The organism is Thermoactinospora rubra (assembly GCF_002093975.1).
Classification (GTDB): domain Bacteria; phylum Actinomycetota; class Actinomycetes; order Streptosporangiales; family Streptosporangiaceae; genus Nonomuraea; species Nonomuraea rubra_A.
The window spans coordinates 125,139-146,307 of the sequence record NZ_MSZZ01000010.1 but is presented as its reverse complement, the minus strand read 5'-3'; the positions used below and the strand labels follow the sequence as shown (position 1 = coordinate 146,307).

General features: G+C 72.6%; 21 protein-coding genes. 11 read left to right on the top strand and 10 right to left on the bottom strand.

Annotation, left to right across the window (positions count from 1 at the left end; translation table 11 throughout):
- Position 1 precedes the first annotated feature (1 nt).
- The 6 genes from BSB02_RS19340 to BSB02_RS19315 all read left to right on the top strand — a co-directional run bounded on the left by BSB02_RS19340 (position 2) and on the right by BSB02_RS19315 (position 7,441).
- A complete protein-coding gene (locus tag BSB02_RS19340; protein WP_084960405.1) occupies positions 2 to 1,486 on the top strand; it encodes a phytoene desaturase family protein in 1,485 nt (494 codons plus the stop codon).
- 51 nt (positions 1,487 to 1,537) lie between these two features.
- Positions 1,538 to 2,230: a response regulator transcription factor gene (locus tag BSB02_RS19335; protein WP_084960404.1), complete on the top strand. Its 693-nt coding sequence runs from the start codon at positions 1,538 to 1,540 to the stop codon at positions 2,228 to 2,230.
- Positions 2,227 to 3,639 carry a sensor histidine kinase gene (locus BSB02_RS19330; protein WP_084960403.1) on the top strand — a complete coding sequence of 471 codons (1,413 nt, stop codon included), beginning with the start codon at positions 2,227 to 2,229 and terminating at the stop codon, positions 3,637 to 3,639. Before BSB02_RS19335 ends, BSB02_RS19330 begins: the two co-directional genes overlap by 4 nt.
- Before the next feature lie 81 nt (positions 3,640 to 3,720).
- The gene (locus tag BSB02_RS19325; protein WP_084960402.1) at positions 3,721 to 4,890 is read left to right on the top strand and encodes a bifunctional glycosyltransferase family 2/GtrA family protein; all 1,170 of its coding nucleotides are present in this window, start codon (positions 3,721 to 3,723) and stop codon (positions 4,888 to 4,890) included.
- Positions 4,887 to 6,770, top strand: coding sequence for an ArnT family glycosyltransferase (locus tag BSB02_RS19320; protein ID WP_084960401.1), 1,884 nt, complete (start codon positions 4,887 to 4,889; stop codon positions 6,768 to 6,770). The genes BSB02_RS19325 and BSB02_RS19320 overlap by 4 nt, the downstream gene beginning before the upstream one ends.
- Before the next feature lie 56 nt (positions 6,771 to 6,826).
- Positions 6,827 to 7,441 carry a TetR/AcrR family transcriptional regulator gene (locus tag BSB02_RS19315; RefSeq protein WP_084960400.1) on the top strand — a complete coding sequence of 205 codons (615 nt, stop codon included), beginning with the start codon at positions 6,827 to 6,829 and terminating at the stop codon, positions 7,439 to 7,441.
- 31 nt (positions 7,442 to 7,472) lie between these two features.
- Here the strand turns inward: BSB02_RS19315 and BSB02_RS19310 are convergent, their stop codons facing one another.
- The 4 genes from BSB02_RS19310 to BSB02_RS19295 form a co-directional block, all read right to left on the bottom strand.
- On the bottom strand, positions 7,473 to 7,736 hold the full coding sequence (locus tag BSB02_RS19310) for a hypothetical protein (protein WP_084960399.1): 264 nt from the start codon (positions 7,734 to 7,736) through the stop codon (positions 7,473 to 7,475).
- Positions 7,737 to 7,809: 73 nt separating this feature from the next.
- Positions 7,810 to 8,661, bottom strand: coding sequence for a helix-turn-helix domain-containing protein (locus BSB02_RS19305; protein WP_084960398.1), 852 nt, complete (start codon positions 8,659 to 8,661; stop codon positions 7,810 to 7,812).
- 65 nt (positions 8,662 to 8,726) lie between these two features.
- Positions 8,727 to 8,933 carry a hypothetical protein gene (locus tag BSB02_RS19300; protein WP_084960397.1) on the bottom strand — a complete coding sequence of 69 codons (207 nt, stop codon included), beginning with the start codon at positions 8,931 to 8,933 and terminating at the stop codon, positions 8,727 to 8,729.
- A gap of 96 nt (positions 8,934 to 9,029) precedes the next feature.
- Positions 9,030 to 10,034: a phosphotransferase family protein gene (locus BSB02_RS19295; protein ID WP_206184781.1), complete on the bottom strand. Its 1,005-nt coding sequence runs from the start codon at positions 10,032 to 10,034 to the stop codon at positions 9,030 to 9,032.
- A 140-nt stretch (positions 10,035 to 10,174) separates the two neighbouring features.
- On the opposite strand from BSB02_RS19295, the gene BSB02_RS19290 reads away from it, so the two are divergent.
- The 5 genes from BSB02_RS19290 to BSB02_RS19270 all read left to right on the top strand — a co-directional run bounded on the left by BSB02_RS19290 (position 10,175) and on the right by BSB02_RS19270 (position 13,749).
- Positions 10,175 to 10,525, top strand: coding sequence for a hypothetical protein (locus BSB02_RS19290; protein ID WP_143590888.1), 351 nt, complete (start codon positions 10,175 to 10,177; stop codon positions 10,523 to 10,525).
- Positions 10,522 to 11,943, top strand: coding sequence for a C2 family cysteine protease (locus BSB02_RS19285; RefSeq protein WP_084960394.1), 1,422 nt, complete (start codon positions 10,522 to 10,524; stop codon positions 11,941 to 11,943). Before BSB02_RS19290 ends, BSB02_RS19285 begins: the two co-directional genes overlap by 4 nt.
- The gene (locus BSB02_RS19280; protein ID WP_143590886.1) at positions 11,940 to 12,176 is read left to right on the top strand and encodes a DUF6406 domain-containing protein; all 237 of its coding nucleotides are present in this window, start codon (positions 11,940 to 11,942) and stop codon (positions 12,174 to 12,176) included. The genes BSB02_RS19285 and BSB02_RS19280 overlap by 4 nt, the downstream gene beginning before the upstream one ends.
- Complete coding sequence (locus tag BSB02_RS19275) at positions 12,173 to 12,526, top strand: DUF6406 domain-containing protein (protein WP_084960392.1); 354 nt, start codon at positions 12,173 to 12,175, stop codon at positions 12,524 to 12,526. Before BSB02_RS19280 ends, BSB02_RS19275 begins: the two co-directional genes overlap by 4 nt.
- A 101-nt stretch (positions 12,527 to 12,627) precedes the next feature.
- Positions 12,628 to 13,749 carry a hypothetical protein gene (locus BSB02_RS19270; protein ID WP_084960391.1) on the top strand — a complete coding sequence of 374 codons (1,122 nt, stop codon included), beginning with the start codon at positions 12,628 to 12,630 and terminating at the stop codon, positions 13,747 to 13,749.
- Between the two features lie 13 nt (positions 13,750 to 13,762).
- On the opposite strand, the gene BSB02_RS19265 is transcribed toward BSB02_RS19270, so the two are convergent.
- Genes BSB02_RS19265 through BSB02_RS19240 form a run of 6 tightly spaced genes read right to left on the bottom strand, consistent with a single transcriptional unit; the run spans position 13,763 to position 21,136 of the window.
- Positions 13,763 to 14,389, bottom strand: a complete 627-nt coding sequence (locus BSB02_RS19265; RefSeq protein ID WP_084960390.1) for a GNAT family N-acetyltransferase — start codon at positions 14,387 to 14,389, stop codon at positions 13,763 to 13,765.
- A 17-nt stretch (positions 14,390 to 14,406) separates the two neighbouring features.
- Positions 14,407 to 16,194, bottom strand: coding sequence for an acyclic terpene utilization AtuA family protein (locus tag BSB02_RS19260; protein ID WP_084960389.1), 1,788 nt, complete (start codon positions 16,192 to 16,194; stop codon positions 14,407 to 14,409).
- A gap of 7 nt (positions 16,195 to 16,201) precedes the next feature.
- The gene (locus tag BSB02_RS19255) at positions 16,202 to 16,972 is read right to left on the bottom strand and encodes an enoyl-CoA hydratase-related protein (protein ID WP_084960388.1); all 771 of its coding nucleotides are present in this window, start codon (positions 16,970 to 16,972) and stop codon (positions 16,202 to 16,204) included.
- Positions 16,969 to 18,924 (bottom strand): ATP-binding protein, encoded by a 1,956-nt coding sequence (locus BSB02_RS19250; protein ID WP_084960387.1) that lies wholly within the window; start codon positions 18,922 to 18,924, stop codon positions 16,969 to 16,971. Before BSB02_RS19250 ends, BSB02_RS19255 begins: the two co-directional genes overlap by 4 nt.
- Positions 18,921 to 20,453, bottom strand: coding sequence for an acyl-CoA carboxylase subunit beta (locus BSB02_RS19245; RefSeq protein WP_084960580.1), 1,533 nt, complete (start codon positions 20,451 to 20,453; stop codon positions 18,921 to 18,923). The genes BSB02_RS19250 and BSB02_RS19245 overlap by 4 nt, the downstream gene beginning before the upstream one ends.
- A 29-nt stretch (positions 20,454 to 20,482) precedes the next feature.
- Entirely contained in the window at positions 20,483 to 21,136 is a 654-nt protein-coding gene (locus BSB02_RS19240) for a TetR/AcrR family transcriptional regulator (RefSeq protein ID WP_206184780.1), read from the bottom strand.
- Positions 21,137 to 21,169: the final 33 nt, after the last annotated feature.

Here is a 21,169-nt window from a genome sequence, read left to right as displayed (position 1 = left end):
AATGGCCTACGACGTCGTCATTGCCGGGGCGGGGCACAACGGCCTGGTCGCCGCGGCCTACCTGGCCCGGGCGGGGCGCCGGGTGCTCGTGCTGGAACGGCTGGACCACGTGGGCGGGCTCGCCATCTCGGCGCGGGCCTTCCCCGGCGTGGACGCCCGGCTCTCGCGCTACTCCTACCTCGTCAGCCTCCTCCCCTCCAAGATCGTCAAGGATCTCGGGCTCGGGATCGAGCTGCGCCGCCGCCGCTACGCCTCCTACACGCCGGTCGGCGACACCGGCCTGCTGGTCGACAACGCCGATCCCGAGCGCACCGCCGCCTCCTTCCGCAAGGTCACCGGCTCCGACGCCGACCACCGGGCCTGGCGCGAGTTCTACGCGCTGACCGGCCAGGTCGCCGCGAAGGTGGCGCCCACGCTGCTGGAGCCCATGCCCGGCCGGGCCGAGATGCGCGAGCTGGTCGGCCCGCGGGCCTGGCGGGACCTGTTCGAGCGGCCCATCGGCGAGACGGTCGCCGAGCGCTTCGCCGACGACACCGTGCGCGGCGTCGTCCTGACCGACGCGCTGATCGGCACCTTCGCCGACCCCGACACCGACCTGCTGGCCAACCGGTGCTTCCTCTACCACGTCATCGGCGACGGCACCGGCGAGTGGAACGTCCCCGTCGGCGGCATGGGCGCCGTCTCGGGGGCGCTGGAGGCGGCGGCCCGCGCGGCGGGCGCCGAGATCAGGACCGGCGCCGAGGTGATCGGCATCGACCCCTCGGGCGAGGTGACCTTCCGGGACGAGCGGGGCGAGCACGCGGTCGGCGCGGGCCATGTGCTGGTCAACCTGCCGCCCGCCGTCCTGGACCGGCTCCTCGGCCGCGCACCTGAGCAGCCCGAGGGCGCCCAGCTCAAGGTCAACATGGTGCTGTCCAGGCTGCCCCGGCTGAAGGACCCCGAGGTGGACCCCCGGGCCGCCTTCAGCGGCACCTTCCACATCAACGAGAGCCGCGAGCAGCTCGCCCAGGCGTACCGCGAGGCCGCCGCCGGGCGGATCCCGTCGCTGCCGCCCGCCGAGGTGTACTGCCACTCGCTCACCGACCGGTCGATCATCGGCGTGGAGGGGGAGACGATGACGCTGTTCGGCCTCCACATGCCTGCCCGGCTTTTCCGCGAAAATCCCGATAAATCACGTCAAGAGGCCCTGGAGGCCACGCTCCGCTCGATCAACTCCGTCCTGGCCGAGCCGATCGAGGACTGCCTCCTGCGCGCCCCCGAGCCGTGCCTGGAGGCCAAGACCCCCGTCGACCTGGAGCGCGAGGCGGGCCTGCCCGGCGGCCACATCTTCCACCGCGACCTGGCCTGGCCGTACGGCGCGGGGGGCGAGTGGGGCGTGGAGACCGAGCACGAGCGGATCCTGCTGTGCGGGGCCGGCGCGGCCCGCGGCGGCGGGGTCAGCGGCATCCCCGGCCACAACGCCGCGATGAAGGTGCTGCGAGGCTGAGCTCCCGGGGGTTCATGGGCCTTTCATGTTGACCGCCTACCGTGGTCAACCATGAGCGCACGTCTGCTGGTGGTCGACGACGAACCCGCCCTGCGCGAGGCCCTGCAGTCCAGCCTGGAGTTCGAGGGCTACCGGGTGGCGACCGTCAGGGACGGCCAGGAGGCGCTGGAGGAGCTGGCGCGGGAGCCGTACGACGCGGTCCTGCTGGATGTGATGATGCCGCGCCTGGACGGGCTGACGGCCTGCAGGAGGCTGCGCTCGGCGGGCAACCACGTGCCCGTGCTCATGCTGACCGCCCGGGACGCGGTGGGCGACCGCGTCTCCGGGCTGGACGCCGGGGCCGACGACTACCTGGTCAAGCCGTTCGAGCTGGACGAGCTGCTGGCCCGGGTGCGCGCCCTGCTGCGCCGCAGCGCGCTGGGCGGCGGCACCGGCGGCGGGCCCGAGCTGGCCTTCGCCGACCTGCGCATGGACCCCGTCACGCGCGAGGTCACCAGGGGCGATCGGCCGCTGGAGCTCACCAGGACCGAGTACCTGCTGCTGGAGCTGTTCCTCATGCACCCGCGCCAGGTGCTCACCCGCGAGCAGATCCTGGCCCACGTGTGGGGCTTCGACTTCGAGCCGACCTCCAATTCGCTGGACGTGTACGTGATGTACCTGCGGCGCAAGACCGAGGCCGGCGGCGAGCCGAGGCTGATCCACACGGTCAGGGGCGTCGGCTACGTCCTGCGGGCCCACCGATGAGGCGGCTGGGCTGGCGCAGCCTGCACTCGCGGCTGACGCTGCTGGTGGCGGCGGCCGTGGCGCTGGCCATCGCGGTGTGCGCCGCCGCCTCGTGGTTCATCGTCCGCCGGGAGCTGTATGAGAGCCTGGAGCGCTCGCTGACCGGCTTCACCCCGCCGCCCCACGAGCTGCGGGAGGTGGCGAACCGGTGCGTGCACGACCCCGAGCCCTCGGCCGAGGGCCGCCGCTGGCCGGGACCGGTCTGGCAGGTCGTGCTGGCCGACAACCAGCGGTGCGTCACCGGAACGCGCGCCATCAAGGTGGCCCCGGAGGACGTCGCGGAGGCGGCCAAGCCCCCGGACGGGGAGCCCCTGTTCCGCCCCGGGGTCTCCGACTCCGGCACCCCGATGTGGGTCCGCGTCTCCAGCCTGGGCGACGGGGCCGCGCTGGTGATGGGCCTGCCCACCCACGAGGTCTACTACACCCTGCGCCAGCTCGCCCTCATCCTCGGCGGCGTCGCCGTGCTGGGCGTCGTGGGCGCCGCCTCGGCGGGCATGCTCATCTCCCGTACGGCCCTGCGCCCCGTCGGCCGCCTGACCCGCGCCGTGGAGCACATCGCCCAGACCCAGGACCTCGACACCACCATCCCGGTCGAGGGCGACGACGAGATCGCGCGGCTGAGCCGTTCCTTCAACGCCATGACGACGGCCCTGGCCGGCTCGCGCGACCGGCAGCGCCAGCTCGTCGCCGACGCCGGTCACGAGCTGCGCACCCCGCTGACCAGCCTGCGCACCAACATCGACCTGCTGCTGCGCAGCGAGCAGACCGGACGGCCGCTGGACCCCGAGACCAAGCAGCGGCTGCTGGCCAACGTCAAGGCGCAGTTCGCCGAGCTGTCCACGCTGGTGGGCGACCTGCTGCAGCTCTCGCGCGGCGACACCGACCACGAGCCGCACGTCGAGCTGGGCTTCCACGAGGTGGTGGAGGCGGCGATCGACCGGGCCCGGCTGCGCGGCGCCGAGGTGAGCGCGGACCTGGAGCCCTGGTACGTCATGGGCCACTCCGCCTCCCTCGAACGCGCGGTGCTCAACCTGCTCGACAACGCCGCCAAGTTCAGCCGGGGCCCCATCGAGGTGGTGCTGCGCGACGGCGAGCTGACCGTCCGCGACCACGGCCCCGGCATCCCGGAGGAGGAGCTGCCGCACGTCTTCGACCGGTTCTGGCGCTCGCCCTCGGCCCGCAGCCTGCCCGGCTCGGGCCTCGGCCTGGCCATCGTCGCGCAGGCCGTGGCCGAGGCGGGCGGGCAGGCCCGGCTGGCCAACGCCCCCGGCGGCGGCGCCGTCGCCACCGTCACGCTTCCCGGCACGCGCAGGTCCCACCACGGCCCCGAGTCGGGCACAATGGCGGCCAGGCCCAGGCAGGCGAGGTGACCATTGGCGCTTGAGGATTTCTCAGCCGTCGTTAACGATCGACTTAGCCTCGTCGAAGACCGGGGAGCGACCGTGGAGCCCATGAAGACAGCCATCACGACCCGCCTGGTCGAGGTCGTCGTCCCGGTCTACAACGAGCAGCGGGTGCTGCGCGACAGCATCACCCGGCTGCACGACTACCTGACGAGGACCTTCCCCTACGGCTTCCGCATCACGATCGCCGACAACGCCAGCACCGACGACACCTGGCGGCTGGCCAGGGAACTGGCCGCCGAGCTCCCGCACGTGCGCGCCGTCCACCTGGAGGAGAAGGGGCGCGGCCGCGCCCTGCGGCGCGTGTGGTCGCTCAGCGACGCCGACGTGGTCAGCTACATGGACGTGGACCTGTCGACGGACCTGGACGCCTTCCTGCCGCTGGTCGCCCCGCTGCTGTCGGGCCACAGCGACCTGGCCATCGGCACCCGGCTGGCCCGCACCTCCCGGGTGGTGCGCGGCCCCAAGCGCGAGTTCATCTCCCGCTCCTACAACCTCCTGCTGCACCTGCTCGGCGCCCGCTTCTCCGACGCCCAGTGCGGCTTCAAGGCGGCGCGCACCGAGGTGGCCCAGGCCCTGCTGCCGGCGGTCGAGGACGAGGAGTGGTTCTTCGACACCGAGCTGCTGCTGCTGGCCGAGCGGTACGGCCTGCGCATCCACGAGGTGCCGGTCGACTGGGTCGACGACCCCGACAGCCGCGTGGACATCGTCAAGACGGCGCTGGACGACCTGCGCGGCCTGGCCCGGGTGATGCGCAAGCACCTGTGGGGCGCGGCCCGCCTGCCCATGCCCGACAGCGTGCGGCAGGCCCGCATGCCGCAGGGCATGGCCAGGCAGCTGCCCAGGTTCGCGGTCGTCGGCGTCGTCAGCACCCTGGCCTACCTGGCGCTCTACTCGCTGCTGCGCGCCATGATGACCCCCTTCGCCGCCAACGCGGTCGCCCTGCTGGTGACCGCCGTGGCCAACACCGCGGCCAACCGCCGCTTCACCTTCGGCGTGATCGGCTCCGCCGGGGCGCTGCGCCACCAGCTCGAGGGCGCGATCGCCTTCTTCGTCGGCCTGACGCTGTCGACCATCGGCCTGGCCCTGGTGCCCGCCGGCGCCTCCCGCGGCGTGGAGCTGCTGGCCGTGGTCGTCGCCAACGCCGTGGCCACGCTCGTGCGTTTCATGCTGCTGCGCGTGTGGGTGTTCAACCCCAGGCGGAGGCACGTGCGGTGACCCTCCTCGACCACCGGCCGGCGCACCGGGCGCCCGCCGGGAAGCTTCGCCGTGCCTTCACCAGTGCCGTCACCCGGGCCCTGACCGGCTCGCCCGCCTGGTCCCGTCCCGCCCGGTGGGCGGTCCTACTGGCCGCCTTCGTCCTGTATGCCTGGGGCCTGAGCGGCAACGCCAACGAGTACTACGCCGCCGCCGTCCTGTCGGCCGCCAAAAGCTGGAAGGCCTTCTTCTTCGGCGCGCTGGACGCCGGATCCTTCATCACCGTCGACAAGCCGCCGCTGGCGATCTGGGTGATGGCGCTGTCGGCGCGGATCTTCGGCTTGTCCACCTGGAGCATGCTGCTGCCGCAGGCCGTGGCGGGTGTGGCCGCCGTCGCGCTGGTCCACTCCGCGGTACGGCGCAGCGTCGACGGCGTCGCCGGGCACGTCGCGGCGCTGATCGCGGCGGTGGCGATGACGCTGACGCCCGTCACGGTGGCGATCAACCGGGACAACAACCCCGACACGCTGCTGGTGCTCACGCTGGTGGCCGCCGCGTGGTGCTGCCTGGAGGCGGTGCGCGCCGGGCGCGTGCGCCGGCTGCTGTGGTGCGCGTTCTTCGTCGGGCTGGGCTTCAACACCAAGATGCTCCAGGCGTTCGTCGTGCTGCCCGCCTTCGCCCTGGCGTACCTGGTGTGCGCGCGGACGGGCGTGCGGAAGCGCGTGGGGCACCTGCTGGCGGCCGGAGCGGTGCTGGCCGTCTCCAGCGGCTGGTGGATGGCCGTCGTCGACCTGTGGCCCGCCTCCTCCCGCCCCTACATCGGCGGCTCGACCGACAACACCGTGTGGGACCTGGTCATCGGCTACAACGGCCTGGGCCGGATCTTCGGCGCCGGCGGTGGCGGGCGCGGCGGCGCCAACTTCGGCGGCGAGGCCGGGGCCGGGCGCATGTTCAACGAGATCATGGCGGGCCAGATCTCCTGGCTGCTGCCGTTCTGCGCGCTGGCCGTGCTGGTCGCGGCGCTGTCGTGGCTCCTCACGCGCCGCGTCACCGGCTCGGGGGCGGCCTGGTGGCTGTGGGGCGGCTGGCTGGCCGTGCACCTGGCCGTGTTCAGCTTCTCCAGCGGCGGCTTCCACCCCTACTACACCACCGCCATGACGCCCGCCGTCGCGGCGCTCGCGGGGATGGGCGGGGTGCAGCTGTGGCGTGCCTACCGGGCATCCCGCGCATGGGCGTGGGGCCTGCCGTTGGGCGTGGCGCTGACCGGGGCGTGGGCGTTCGTGGTGCTCCGCCGTACCCCCGACTTCGTGCCCTGGCTGGCCTGGGCCGTGGCGGGCGGGACGGCCGCGGCCGTGGTGATCCTCGTGGCGGCCCGCGTGACCCGGCGAGGTCTGGTACGGCTCGCGGCCGCCGGCGCGGTCGCCGGGCTCCTCGCGGGGCTGGCGGGGCCCGCGGCCTACGCGGTCACGCCGGTGGGGCAGCCGATCAACGGCACCAACCCGCTGGCGGGCCCGGCGAGCGGGCAGACGGGCCTCCCCGGCGGGATGCGCGGCGGGGAGGGGCCGCCGCAGCGGTCCGGCCGGGAGGCCGGCAGCGGGCTCGTCTCCTACCTGACGGCCCACCAGGGCGGCGCGACCTGGCTCGCCGCCGTCCCCAGCGCCCAGCAGGCCTCCTCGATCATCCTGGCCACCGGCAGGCCGGTCATCGCGATGGGCGGCTTCACCGGCCGGGACCCGGCGATGACCGTGGACAGGCTGCGCGAGCTCGTCGCCTCCGGCCGGCTCCGCTACGTCCTCACGGGCGGCGGCGGCCCCGGCGGGGCCTCCTCCGAGGTCACCTCCTGGGTGCAGGCGAACTGCCCGGCGGTGACAGGTCAGGACGGCCTCTACGATTGCTCATGATCTGCTCATGATTGCCTCGTGATTGCCTGGGAACGCGGCCGGGATAGGATGCGCCGGTGCGCAACAGCAGGGCCGAGCAGGCCGACCAGCGTCGAGCCGAGCTCCTGGAGGCCACCCGGCGGGTGGTGCTGGAGAAAGGACTGGCCAACACCCGGGTGGCGGACATCGCCAAGGCGGTCAACGTCAGCGGCGGGTTGATCCACTACCACTTCGCGACCAAGGACGAGCTGATCACGGCGATGCTCCGGGCCACGCTCGACATCGAGAAGGCCGGGCTCGACTCGATCGTCGAGGGCCCGGGCAGCGCCTCGGAGCGGCTGGACCGGGTGCTGCGCTCCTACATCCCCGAGTCGCGCTCCGACCAGAGCTGGCTGTTGTGGCTGGACGCCTGGAACACCGCGCTGCGGGAGCCGGCGGTGCGGCAGATCGTGCTGCAGGTGGAGACCACGTGGCTGGCCGCGCTGGAGCGGGTCATCAGGGACGGCGTGGCCGCCGAGGAGTTCGCCTGCGAGGACCCGGCGGGCGCGGCCGAGCGGATCGACGCCATGCTCGACGGGCTGATCATCCGCTACACCCTCCACCCGAACGTCCTGTCCCGCGCCCAGCTGCTCCGGCACGCCCGGATGGCCGCCGCCCGCGAGGTCGGCGTCGACCCCGCGGTCTTCGGCTGACGGCTCGTCCCGGCCCGGTCCGGCGCGGGTGTCAGGCCGGCAGGGCGGCCAGCAGGTAGGCGAGGCGGGCGGCGGCGGACTCGACATCGTGGGTGGTGCCCAGGCGGTAGCCCCACGAGGTGATGAACGCCCCCTCCTCCGAGCACGTGACCGTCTCCGCGAGGGTGGCGGAGAAGCGGTTGCGCACCTGCACGTAGGCCGGCTCGCTGGCCAGGGCAATGGTCTGGACTCTGAGGTCGGCGTGCCGACTTGCGTACCACGCGAACTGCTCCAGGCAGGTCGTGGTGTCCAGCATCGTGCGTCACCTCCGCAACGTCTCGCGACAGGATTGCACGATCTTGCTGGCGGGAGCAAGCAATTGCCGTGGGTTAATTTTCCGATTGTTTCGCGTACTCGTCATTTACCCGCATGATGATGGATCGCGCGGATTCACCGTAGGCGGCGGCCTCGGCGTAGCCGTCGAAGACCTTGACGTAGAACTCGACGTCCTGACGGTCGCGCAGGCGCAGCTCCCTGGTGCGGGTGGGGACCATCACCTCGGCGTCGTCGAAGATCCAGAAGCCGGTCAGCGGCACCCACGGCAGCTGCTGCTCGAAGGGGATGATGCCGAGCCTCATCGTGGGCAGCGTGCTGATCGCCATCAGCCGGTCCAGCACGCCCTGCATGACGTGGCTGGGGGCCAGCTTGGTGCGCAGGGCGTTCTCCGGCAGCACGAAGTGGAAGCTGCGGGTCAGGTCGTAGAGGATCTCCTGGCGCTGCATGCGGACCCGCACGCCCGCCTCGATCTCGCCGGCCGCGCCGTACTCGGTCTTGAGCGTCAGGAAGATGTTCCTGGCGTACTCGGCGGTCTGCAGCAGGCCGGGGATGACGCCCGGCTCGAACACGCGGAACCTGCGGCTCTTGGACTCCAGCTCCCGGATGTCCTCCTGGGAGGCGGCCAGGCCGCCGGTGGTCAGCTGCCGCCAGTCCAGGCGGCGGGCGCCTAGCGTGGCGGCCTGCTCGGCCAGGCGGCGGGTGGTCTCGCTGTCGGCCTGGACGGCCGCGGCCCACGACAGGACGTCCTCCTCGCTGGCCGTCTGGCGCGCGTTCTCCAGGCGGGAGACCTTGGATGCCTGCCATTGCAGGCGGTCGGCCAGCTCCTTGCCCGTGAGCCCGGCGCCCTCGCGCAATCGGCGCAACAGGGTGCCCAGCTCGATGCGGGCCTGCTGGAAGGACGTCACGGCGCTAGAGGCTAATCGCCGATGCGACGATCATGCCAGGGGTTGTGGCGCAATCGTGACCGGCGTCAGCTCAGGACTTTGCGGGCGATGTCCACCAGGAGCTCCCGGGGGACCTCCACGGCCGTCTCGCCGTCGAGGACGTCGCGCAGATCCGCGAGCGCCTCCGGATCGGTGACCTGCATGCCCTGGACGACGATGGTGCCCCGGTCGGTCTCGTAGAGGCTCGGGCAGGCTCCCGCCTCCGAGGTGGAGCCCAGAAACCGCATGCGCATGGGTGTCCTTCCCCGAACGATGTCGCAATTGCGCGCAATCGTAGGGGATGGAGGGATCTTCGGTCATCCGGATCTCGGCATTCGGTATGAAAGCCGCTAGCGGAGGATCCACGTCTGCGCTCTCGCGAACAGGTCCAGGGTGGTCTGGTGGAGCAGGTCGCCGATGTCCCTGGGCGCCTGTCCGGCGCACGCGCGGGCGTGGGTGCCCTCCAGGACGATGCCGAGCTTGAAGCACGCCATGACCACGTACCAGGCCAGGTCGGTCAGCTCCCGGCCGGACAGGGCCGCGTAGCAGGCGATGATCTCCTCTTCCGAGGGCAGGCCGTCGATCTGCAGCCGGCTCGCCGGCAGCGTGGCGATCAGCCAGCCCAGGTCGAGCAGCGGGTCGCCGATCGTGCACATCTCCCAGTCGACGATCGCCGCGACCCGCGGGCCGTCGTGGGCGAACATCAGGTTCGCCAGGTGGTAGTCGCCGTGCATGACGCCGGGGACGAAGCTCCGGGGCCTGGTGCGCTCCAGCCACTCGGCCGTCTCGCCGAGCCGGGGGATGTCCGGGCCGGGGTAGCCGGGGAGCCTGCCGTACCCCTCCAGCTCCGTCAGCCAGCGCGGCACCTGCCGCTCCAGGAAGCCCTCCGGCCTGCCGAACCCGGGCAGCAGCCCCGGGTCCACGCGGCCGAGGGCGGCCAGGGCGCTCGTAGCCTCCAGGCCCATCCTGTGGCGCACCGCCGGGTCCTTGGCGTGCAGCTCGGGCAGGCCCACCGTAGGGTTGAACCCCTCGACCGGCTCCATGAGGTAGAACACCGGCTCCCGCTCGGTCTGGGCGGCGACGAGCCGGGGGGCCGGGACGTCGGTGTCCTTCAGCACGGCCAGCACCCTGGCCTCCCGGCGGAGCACCTCGTTGCTCTTGGGGCGGGCGTGCACCGGCGGCCTTCTCAGGACGTACGGCACGCCGCCCCGGCTGAAGCGCACCATCACGTTCTGGGTGCCGCCGAGCACGGGCGCGACGCCGGCGATCTCGCCCTCCGGCAGGCCCTGGGCGTCCATCCACTCGCTGAGCGCGGCGAAGTCGATCGCGGTCAGGTCGATGTGCGTGGAGGTCATGGGCGCCCTCATCGTAAACCGAATGACGTTCTAGTCACCGTAACACGAACCGGGTGCTCCCTTCGATACATCCCGGCCTGGATGCCGAAGATCCGGCAAGGTGGGACGTGTCACCATGAACACCACTATGCTCGCCAACCGTGGCAGATCCCGACGAGCTTGAGGCTCGCCGCCGAGCGAGCGCCCTGGAAGCAGAAGAAAGACGGCTCCGCGAGCGCGTGCAGGTGCTGCGCGAGTGCGTGGGGGCCGCGACGAAGCTGTCCGGCAGCCTCGGCGCGCACCTGGAGCCGGTGGTCAAGACGGCGGCCTCGAAGGACCTGTGGCGCGGGCCGTTCGCCCAGCAGTCGACGGCGGAGCTGGCCCGGCTGCACCGGGACATGGGCAAGATGGCCGAGGACCTGATCGGCGACCGGGACCGCTGGGCCAAGGAGGCCGACCGGCTGGAAGCCGAGGCCGAGGGGCTGCGGCGGGAGAGGGAGAAGCTGAAGTGAGCCCCGATCCCGCCTACCGCGGCTTCGACATCCCGCGGCTGCGGGTGTTCGCCAGGGATCTGAAGAACGTCGGGGCCGGGGCGCCCGCCCTCCACAGGGACCTCGGCAAGCTGCTGGCCAAAGCCGAGACCGCGCTGGAGAAGCCGGCCACCCAGTCGCCCGCCCTGCTCGGGGTGTTCCTGCCGAGCATGCCGCTGTTCGGCCCCACCGCCATGCCCGCCAGCCTGGAGCGGAAGCTGGGCGAGATGGGCGAGTCGATCAACCGGCGGTCCGACCACCTGGAGAAGATCATCCCGCTGCAGCTGGCGGGCTTCCCGGTCAGCGACAAGGTGATCTTCTCCGACGAGCGGCCGCCGGACCCCAAGAAGGTCCAGGAGGCGCTGGACAGGCTCGCCGCGCTGAAGAACCTCGACGGCGGCATGAACGGCAACCGCGACGACCTGCGCGAGATCAAGGCGCTGCTCGAGGGCCTCACCCAGGCCGAGCTCGACGCGTTCATGCGCAAGGTGCCCGCCGAGGACCTCAAGAGGTACGGCGAGGCGATCCACAACCGCAAGGACTCCTGGCTGACCCCGTTCGACGAGAACGGCCTGCCGCACGAGGAGTGGAGCGACCACGTCAACGCCCTGCTGTCGAAGGTCCAGCCGGAGCACTTCGCGAAGTTCGTGGCCGCCTTCCCCGGCGCGCAGCCGCCCTTCGACGTGGCCAAGGACGACCAGAACCGCACCCAGAGCCCCGGCAGCATCACCTGGGGCGTGCCGAACCTGCCGCTGTTCAAGGACGGCGTCGACGTCTCCGACGTCTCGCAGGGCGCGGTGGGCGACTGCTGGTTCATCGCCAACCTCGGCGCGGTCGCCCAGCGCGACCCCGAGTTCATCCGCTCCGGCATCCGCCGGAACCCCAACGGCACGATCTCGGTGCGGCTGTTCGACAAGGAGGGCCGCGAGCACTGGGTGACGGTCACGCCCGACCTGCCGCTGGACGCCAACGGCAACCCGCGCGGCGCCACCGGCGACGGCGAGCTGTGGCCCGCCTACTACGAGAAGGCGTTCGCGCAGTTCTACAACGACGACAACGACGACAAGCAGGGCAGCTACGGCGCGATCGTGGGCGACTACCCCGAGAAGGGCGCCAAGTTCCTCACCGGCAAGGGCTCCGACGTCGACGACCCCGACTTCGACGACCTGAAGGAGGCCTGGGAGAACGGCCACAGCATCATCGTCTCCACGCCGGGCAAGCAGAAGGTGCCCGACCACCTCAAGAACTCCTTCGTGACCGGGCACGCCTACTTCGTGGAGAAGGTCGAAGGCGACAAGGTCGTCCTGCGCAACCCGTGGGGGCACAGCACCGAGCGGCTCGTCGTCACCAAGGACGAGTTCGAAGACCTCTTCCAGGACCAGACGGTGGTGGACAGATGACACGCATGCGACTGTTCCGCGGCCAGCCGTACTGGCTGGACAACGCCACCCGGGACCGCGGTCTGGCGATCATGAGCTTCGAGGACGGCGCCGCCGTCGTGGCGCTCATGGACAGGGGCGTCAACACCGCCCGCACCGTGGCCGTCGGCGACCGGCTGGACGTCGAGGGCGTCACCTGGACGGTCACCGAGATCGTGCCGGACGACTCGGTCCTGCTCGAGGAGACCCCATGAGAGGCCTGCTCGCCGCCCTGGCCGCGGCCCTGGTCGCTCTGGCGTGCGGTACGGCATGCGCCGCCAAGCCCCCTTCGGCGGCCAGCTCCTCCGTCCCCCCGGGAGCCGAGCAGATCACGCTCACCCAGGGCGTCCCGCACTGGCTCGACAACGCCACGCGCAAGCGCCACCTGGCGATCATGAGCTTCGAGGAGGACCCGCTGAAGGTCGTCATCGGCTTGCGCGACAACGGCCGCACGACGACGCACACGCTCGGCATCGACGACACCATCGACGTCGACGGCCGGACCTGGCGGGTGACCAGGATCGACGCCGGACCCGACGGCCTGGCGGTGCTGACCGCCTCCTGATCTCCTGATCCGCCCGCGGATCCCCGGCAGCCTCCTGACCCGTCCGGCGATCTCCGGGGAAAGCGCCTGAAACGCCCGTGCGTTCGTGGTTTTCTGGGCGCATGCCGATCATGCGGGTCCTGGCTCTCGCCCTGCTCGCCGCCCCGGTCCTGTCCGTGCTGCTCCAGCCGTCAGGGCAGCCCGAACTGGCCGGCGTGCTGACCGGCGTGGGAGCGGGGTGGCTCCTCTGCGGGGAGCCCGCGCGGGCGGCCATGGCCACGCTGTGCGGCAGCGCCTCGGCGGTCTTCGCCGGCTCGCTCATCCGTCCCGAAGCCGGGCCGGACTTCTCCGACGAGATGGCGGGCTGGCCGGGCTGGCCCGCCGGCGCCGTGCTCACCTACCTGCTCGCGGACGGTGGGCGGCTCCGGCAAGCCGGCGGGCGGGGCAGGCCAGACGGCCCCGCCCGTCCTGCCGCCCTGCCCGTCTGCGTCGCCGCCCTCGCCGCCGCCGCGCTCGGGTGCGGCCTGCTCCTCGCCGCGAAGGCGCTGGGCGCCACGTCGTGGGAGGAGTACCACCCGTACGACGCCCCCGGCTGGTACCGCGACCTCACCGGCGCCCTGTGGTACCCGGCGGCCGCCGTGGTGATCGCCGCGATGCTCGCGGGCGCGCTCCCCGGCGGGCGCGGCCGCTTCCTGGCGCTTCCCCTCGGCGCCTGGCTCGGCTGCGCGGTGACCGCCGGGCCGCTGCAGTACGCCCAGGCGCTCGGCGTCCCTTCCAAGCCGGCGGCCGTCGCCCTGCTGGCCTCGCTCGCCGGAGGCAGCATCGGCGCCGCGGCGGCCGCCGCCGGCCTCCGGCACGCCGGGACGAGGCTCGGGCTGGCCGCCCACGTCCTGCTCTTCACGGCCGTGTCGCCGGCCGCGAGGTGGCTGCGGGATCCCCTGCCGGTGGAGGACGTCGTGCGGGTGGCCGTCACGGTGGCCCTGGTCGCCTGGGTGGCCGCGAGAGCGGCGTCCCGGGACGCCGCCGTGGGGTCGGGGGTCGTCGCGGGCATGGCGGGGCCGCTGCTGGTGTGGTCCGTCTACCTGACGGTCGGCTCCAGGCACTACGACCATCTCTCGCAGGCCGAGCCGTACTGGCTGGCCTGGGCGGGCGTGCCCGTCGCGCTGGTCACCGCGGTGATCGCGGCCGGCCTGGCCACGGGCGGCCCGGAGCGTGCCGCTGTCCGGGCGGGCACCGGGCCCTGACCCAGGCCCGTCTTCACCCCAGGGCCACCATGGTCGGGAGGAACAGCCGGCTGCGGTCGCCCGGCAGGTCGCCGCCGCGCACCATGAGGGCGTTGCGTGAGGCGTCACGCACGCCGTCCTCGATCACCCGGACCTGCTCGTGGAAGTCGAACATCCTGGCCAGCACCGCCGAGCGGTCCACGCCGAAGACCTCGGCGTCGAGCTCGGCGATGCCGTCGAGGTCCGGCGGCGTCGCGGGCCTGGACAGGCCGGACGGCGCGCCGGCGAACTCGCCGAAGGTGCAGTCGACCTGGCCGGCCACGCGGAAGCCGACCTTTTCGTACAGCGGCCGGCCGTACCGGGTCGCGTGCAGCCACAGGACCCGGTCGCCCGCCCGCTCCAGCACGTGGTCCATCAGCCTGCGCCCCAGCCCCTGCCGAGCGTGGCGGGAGGCCGTGAGCACCATGCTGATGACCCCGGCGTCGTCGCCGTAGCGGGTGAGCACGTTGGTCGCGGCCAGGCCGTCGTCGGCGACGACGCCGTAGACCTCGCCGATGTCGAACAGCAGCCGCCACTTGCGCCGCTCGGGGGTCCAGCCGCGGTCGATCGCGAGGCCGACGCAGGCGTCGAGGTCGTCCGGGGCGAGCCGGCGGATCAGCACGGGGACACCTCGTCAGATCAGCTCGCCGGCAGATGGGCGGGCGCCGCCGGCGGTTCCCGGGGGAGCACGGCCTCGGGGATCTCGGCGGCCTGGGCGCGCAGCTCCTCGCCGAGCGCCTTGGCCTGCGGGTCGAGCCGGGGGCTGGCGGCGACGCCCCTGCCGAGGAGGCCGTGGACGACGAAGTTGAGGGCGTTGAGGTTGGGCAGCTCGTAGCGGTCGATGCGGTGTGGGCGCAGGGAGGGGAGCAGGTCCTTGAGGCGCTCAACGGTGAGGAAGGACTCCAGCCAGGGGTAGTGCTCGGCCGTACGGACCCAGACGCCCAGGTTGGCGTTGCCGCCCTTGTCGCCGGAGCGGGCGCCGAGCACCCGGCCCAGGGGAGCGCGCACGGTGGGCCGGCCGCCGTCCAAGGGCGCCGGGCCCCGCCGTACCCCCTCCCGCCGACCCGGCGCGGGGGAGGAGGCTGTGGGGCCGAGCCCTTCCGGGCCGGCGGGGGAGGGTGGCGGGGTCTCCGGGGTGGGTGGTGGGTCGGCGGGGGAGATCTCCTCGCCGTCGAGGAAGACGCGCGGGCGCACGTCCAAGGCCGGAACCAGCACCGGCCAGTAGATCCCGTACGGCGAGGCGTCGCCGGGAGGCGTGAGCCCGTAGAAGCCCGGATAGCTTGCCAGGCCGGTCTCCACGACGGCGGAGGAGAACGCCCGCCCGGCCTTCGCCCGGTCCGCGTCCATCACCGTGATGCGCAGCAGCGGCGGGTCCAGCGTCACGTGCACCTCGTCGAACGACTCCCGCGGCACCCGGGCCCAGATCGCCTCCTGCGCCGCCCGCGCCTTGGCCTCGATGTCCAGCCCGGTGAGCACCAGCGTCATGGTGTTGCGGTAGCCGCCCAGGAAGGTGACCGCGGCCTTGAGCGTGCCGGGAGGCGGTTCGCCCCGGACGCCGCAGACGCGCACTCTGTCCGGCCCCTCCTGGGCCAGCGTGATCGTGTCGAAGCGCGCCACCACGTCGGGGCCGGGGTAGCGGGGCGAGGCGATCTCGTACAGCAGCTGCGCGGTGACCGTGCCGACGGAGACGAGCCCGCCCGTGCCCGGGTGCTTGGTGATCACCGAGGAGCCGTCGGCGTGCAGCTCCGCGATCGGGAAGCCGCAGTGGGCCAGGTCGGGGACCTCCTCGAAGAAGGCGTAGTTGCCGCCCGTCGCCTGGCAGCCGCATTCGATGACGTGCCCGGCCACCACCGATCCGGCCAGCGCGTCCAGGTCGCCGGGCCGCCAGCCGTACCGCCAGATCCCCGGCCCGGTCACCAGCGCGGCGTCGGTCACGCGGCCGGTCACCACCACGTCGGCCCCGGCCGACAGGGCGGTGGCGATGGGGAACCCGCCGAGGTAGGCGTTGGCGGTCAGCGGCGTGGCGTCAAGCCGCTCGCCGGTGTCGGCGTTGACCAGGTCGCCGATGAGGGAGGCGTCGCGGCCGGTCAGGTCGTCGCCGGTGATGTGCGCGACCTTGACGGTGAGCCCCAGGCGTGCCGCCAGGTCCCGTACGGCCAGCGCGCAGCCCTCCGGGTCGAGCCCGCCCGCGTTGGACACGATCTTGATGCCGCGCTCCAGGCAGGTCCCGAGGACCTCCTCCAGCTGCTTGAGGAACGTCGGCGCGTACCCGGGACGCCCCTTCAGCCGGTTCCCGGCGAGGATGAGCATGGTCAGCTCGGCCAGCCAGTCGCCGGTCAGCACGTCGATCGGCCCGCCCTCGACCATCTCCCGCGCGGCCGACAGGCGGTCGCCGTAGAAGCCGCTGCAGTTGGCGATCCTCAGCATCGGGACATCAGCACCACTTGGGCGGCCTCTTCTCCATGAACGCGGCGATGCCCTCCTGGCCCTCCTCGGAGGTGAAGCGCTGCGCCGACAGGATCGCCATCTGCCGCAGCCCCTCGTCGAAGGACATCTGCGGCACCTCGCGCACCAGCCGCTTGGTGATCGCCAGCGCCTCGGGGCCGCCCTTGATCAGCATCTCGGCGTAGTGGGCGACCGTGGCGGGCACGTCCTCCACGGCCCTGGTCACCAGGCCGATCTCCTGGGCGGTGCGGGCGTCGAACACCTCGCCGGTCAGGAAGTACTCGGCCGCGGCGCGCGGGTTGACGCGCCTGAGCACCGGCACGGCGATCATCGCGGGGACGACGCCCAGCCGTACCTCGGAGAAGGCGAACGACGCCGACAGCGGCGCGATGGCGAAGTCGCACGCGGCCACCAGGCCGAGCCCGCCCGCCCGGGCCGTGCCGTTCAGGGCGCAGATGACCGGCTTGGGGCTCTCCCAGATCAGCGACAGGATCTCCGGGAAGGACGCGGTCACCGGCGCGTCGCCCGCCCCGCGCTGCGGCTCCTGGCGCTGCTCCTTGAGGTCGGCGCCCGAGCAGAACACCGTCCCGGTGGCCGTCAGCACGATCACCCTGGCCTCGGGCTCGGCCAGCGCCCAGTTCAGGCGGTCCTCCAGGTCGGTGAGCAGGCGCACCGACAGCGCGTTGCGGTTCGGCGGCGAGTCCAGCGTGATCGTGGCGACGCCGCCCTCGAGCTGCTTGTGGACCAAACGAGACGTCACTGCTTCCCCTCCTCGATGACCACGAGTACGGCTCCCGCCTCGACCTGCTGCCCCTTGCCGACCTCGACGGCCGACACCACGCCGGCGGCCGGGGCGGTGATCCGATGCTCCATCTTCATCGCCTCGAGCACCACCACGGCCTGCCCGGCGGTCACCCGGTCGCCGGGCTCCACCTCGACGCGCAGCACGCTACCGGGCATCGGCGCGAACAGGGAGCCGGGAGCCGCCGCCACGACCGGCTCGGGCAGGCGGGGCAGGGCGGTCAGGCGCACCGAGCCGAGGGCGGAGTCCACGTACACCGCCGAGCCGTAGCGGGCGACGTCGAAGGCGTGGCGCAGGCCGTCGCGTTCGAGGACCACGCGGTCGGGCGCGGCGCTGACGACCGTGACGCCCGGCGGGAGGGGCTGGTAGACGACCTCGATCTCCGCGAAGCGGGCGGTCGCCGGCTGGGAGCGGACGTTGCGCCAGCCGCCGGGGATCGTGGCGAGGACCCGGGCGTTCGCGCGGTTGGCGGCGGCCGTGGCGAGGGCGGCGGCGAGGGCGGGCAGCTCCAGGGGCGGGTCCTCGCCGCGGAGGTCCTGCTCGTCGAGGAAACCGGTGTGCGTGTTCCCCGCCACAAAATCCCGATTTTTCAGGATGTCGAGCAAGAGATCGCGATTTGTCGTGACGCCGTGGATCCTGGCGCGGCGCAGCGCGGCGGCGAGCCTCCTGACGGCCTCGGTACGGCTCGCGCCATGGGCGATCACCTTGGCCAGCATCGGGTCGTAGTGCGTGGAGACCTCGCCGCCGGACTCCACACCCGTATCCACGCGCACCTCGCCCGGAATCTCGAATCGGCCCATCTTCCCGCTCTGGGGGACGTAGGCGCGGTCCTCGGCGTACAGGCGCACCTCGACCGCATGGCCACGGGGCGGCGGGGACCGCTCCGGCAGCCGCGCCCCCTCGGCGATCTCCAGCTGCAGCCGGACCAGGTCCACCCCGTAGACGCACTCGGTCACCGGGTGCTCGACCTGCAGCCTGGTGTTCATCTCCAGGAAGGCCACCGTCTCGCCCCTGACCAGGAACTCCACGGTGCCCGCGCCGACGTACCCGATCTTCCTGGCGGCCCTGACCGCGGCGTCGAACAGCCGCCGCCTGGTGTCCTCGCCGATGCCGGGGGAGGGGCACTCCTCCACCACCTTCTGGTGGCGGCGCTGAATCGAGCACTCCCGCTCGCCCAGCGCCCACACCGTGCCGTGGGCGTCGGCGAGGATCTGCACCTCGATGTGGCGGGCCCGTTCCAGCAGCGGCTCGACGAACACCGTCCCGTCGCCGAACGCCGCCCGCGCCTCCCTGCTCGCCGAGGCGATCTCGCGCTCCAGGTCCTCCGGCGCCCGCACGATCCGCATGCCCCGCCCGCCGCCGCCCGCCGACGCCTTGACGAGCAGCGGGTAGGCCCACTCGCCGCCATCGGTGGGCGTGAGGTGCTCAGCCGCAGCCTCTCCCGCGCCGGGCCGGTGAGGAGGGGTACGGCGGAGCCCGGCGCTCTCCTGCGGCGGCCCGCCCACCGGCAGGGACGGCAGCACCGGCACCCCGGCCTCGGCCATGAGGCGCTTGGCCTCGACCTTGGCGCCCATCGCCGCGATGGCCGAGGGCGGGGGCCCGATCCATACCAGTCCCGCGTCGAGCACCGCCTGTGCGAAGTCCGCGTTCTCCGACAGGAACCCGTAGCCCGGGTGCACCGCGTCCGCCCCCGACCGCCGGCAGGCCTCGACGATCTTGCCGATGTCCAGGTAGCTCTCCGCCGGTTTGACCCCGCCCAGCCGTACGGCGTGGTCCGCCTCCGCCACGTGCGGCGAGTCCGCGTCGGCGTCGGAGAACACCGCGACGGTCTCGATGCCCATCTCGCGACATGTCCGGAAGATCCTTCGGGCGATCTCGCCCCGGTTCGCGACCAGCAAGCGCGTGATCATGGCCGGAACACCCCGTACCCCGCCGGCTCGGGGACGGGCGCGCTGTTGATCGCCGACAGACAGATGCCCAGCACGGTCCGCGTGTCCCGGGGGTCGATGACCCCGTCGTCGTACAGCCGCCCGGACAGGAAGAACGGCAGCGACTCCGCCTCGATCTGTGCCTCCACCATGGCCCGCATGGCCGCGTCCGCCTCCTCGTCGTACACCTGCCCGCGCGCCTGCGCCGCCGCGCGCCCCACGATCGACAGCACCCCGGCCAGCTGCGCCGGTCCCATCACCGCCGACTTCGCGCTCGGCCAGGAGAACAGGAAGCGCGGCTCGTAGGCCCGCCCGCACATGCCGTAGTTGCCCGCGCCGTAGGAGGCGCCCATGACCACCGTCAGGTGCGGCACCGTGGAGTTGGACACCGCGTTGATCATCATCGCGCCGTGCTTGATGATCCCGCGCTGCTCGTAGTCCTTGCCGACCATGTAGCCGGTGGTGTTCTGCAGGAACAGCAACGGTGTGCGCGACTGGTTGGCGAGCTGGATGAACTGGGTCGCCTTCTGCGACTCCTCGCTGAACAGCACGCCGCGGGCGTTGGCCAGGATCCCGATGGGATAGCCGTGCAGCCGCGCCCACCCGGTGACCAGGCTCGTGCCGTACAGCGGCTTGAACTCCTCGAAATCGCTGCCGTCGACGATCCGGACGATCACCTCGCGCGGGTCGAAGGGGATCCTGAGGTCCTCGGGGACGATGCCCAGCAGGTCCTCCGCCGGATATTTCGGCTCCTGTACGGCATGCGGGCGCACGCCGAGCTTGCGCCAGTTGAGCGACCTGATGATGCGACGCCCGATCCTGAGCGCGTCGTGCTCGTCGGCGGCCAGGTAGTCGGCCAGCCCGCTGACCCGCGCGTGCATCTCGGCCCCGCCCAGCGACTCGTCGTCGGACTCCTCCCCGGTGGCCATCTTGACCAGCGGCGGGCCGCCCAGGAACACTTTCGCCCGCTCCTTGACCATCACGACGTAGTCGCTCATGCCGGGCACGTACGCGCCGCCCGCCGTGGAGTTGCCGAACACGAGCGCGATCGTCGGGATCCCGGCCGCGCTCAACCTGGTCAGATCCCGAAATATCCGGCCACCCGGGATGAAGATCTCCTTCTGCGTCGGCAGGTCCGCGCCGCCGGACTCCACCAGGTTCACGTACGGCAGGCGGTTGGCGAAGGCGATGTCGGCGGCGCGGAGCGTCTTGCGCAGCGTCCACGGGTTCGACGCCCCGCCTCTGACCGTGGGGTCGTTGGCGGTGATGACGCACTCCACGCCCTCGACGACCCCGATGCCGGTCACCACGCTGGCCCCCACCGGGAACTCGGTCCCCCAGGCGGCCAGCGGCGACAGCTCCAGGAAGGGGGAGTCGGGGTCGACCAGCAGCTCGATCCGCTCCCGCGCCAGGAGCTTGCCGCGCTTGCGGTGCCGCTCGACGTACTTCTCGCCGCCGCCCGCCACGGCCTTGCGCAGCTCGGCCTCCAGGTCGGCGAGCTTGGCGAGCATCGAGGCGCGCCGCTCGGAGTGGTCGCCGGTCACGTGTCCTCCCTCGCCGCCGGGCCCGCGGAAGTTGACGCCGACGTCAGGCCGATCGCCCGCGCCCACAGCGTGGTCAGCAGCCGCACCGCCGTCTGCTCGTCGGCCTCCTCGCCCAGGTCCAGCCACACGTGGGCGAAGTGCTCCACCATGCCGCCCAGCATGACGGCGGTCAGCCTGGGGTCCAGGGCGGGGTCGGCCAGGCCCTGTTCCTGGAGCCGGCGCAGGCCCTCGGCGCCGCGCCGGACGAAGACCTCGCGCACCTCCAGCAGCAGCGTGCGGAAGCGGTCGTCGCCCACGGCGGCCTGCTCCAGCATCCTGACCAGCCGCGAGTTGGCCGCCCAGGCGCGCAGGTAGAGCCGGTTGGCGGCCTCGATCCTGGCCAGCGGGTCCTCCGGCGCCGACCGCCCCACCACGCTGGCGGCGAACATCTCGCCCACCGCCGCCGAGACGACGTGGGCGAACAGCGCCTCCTTGGAGTCGAAGTAGGTGTAGAACGTGCCGTGCGAGACCCCGGCCCTGGCGCAGACGTCGTCGATCCGCACGCCGTCGAACCCGTGCTCCTCGAACGCCTCCCGCCCGGCCTGGACCAGAGCGGCCCGCGTCCGCCTGCCACGCGCCGTCAACGGCTCCGGCGACGACTTGACGATCACGTCAACAAATGTACGCCGCCCGGCGCCGCTCCG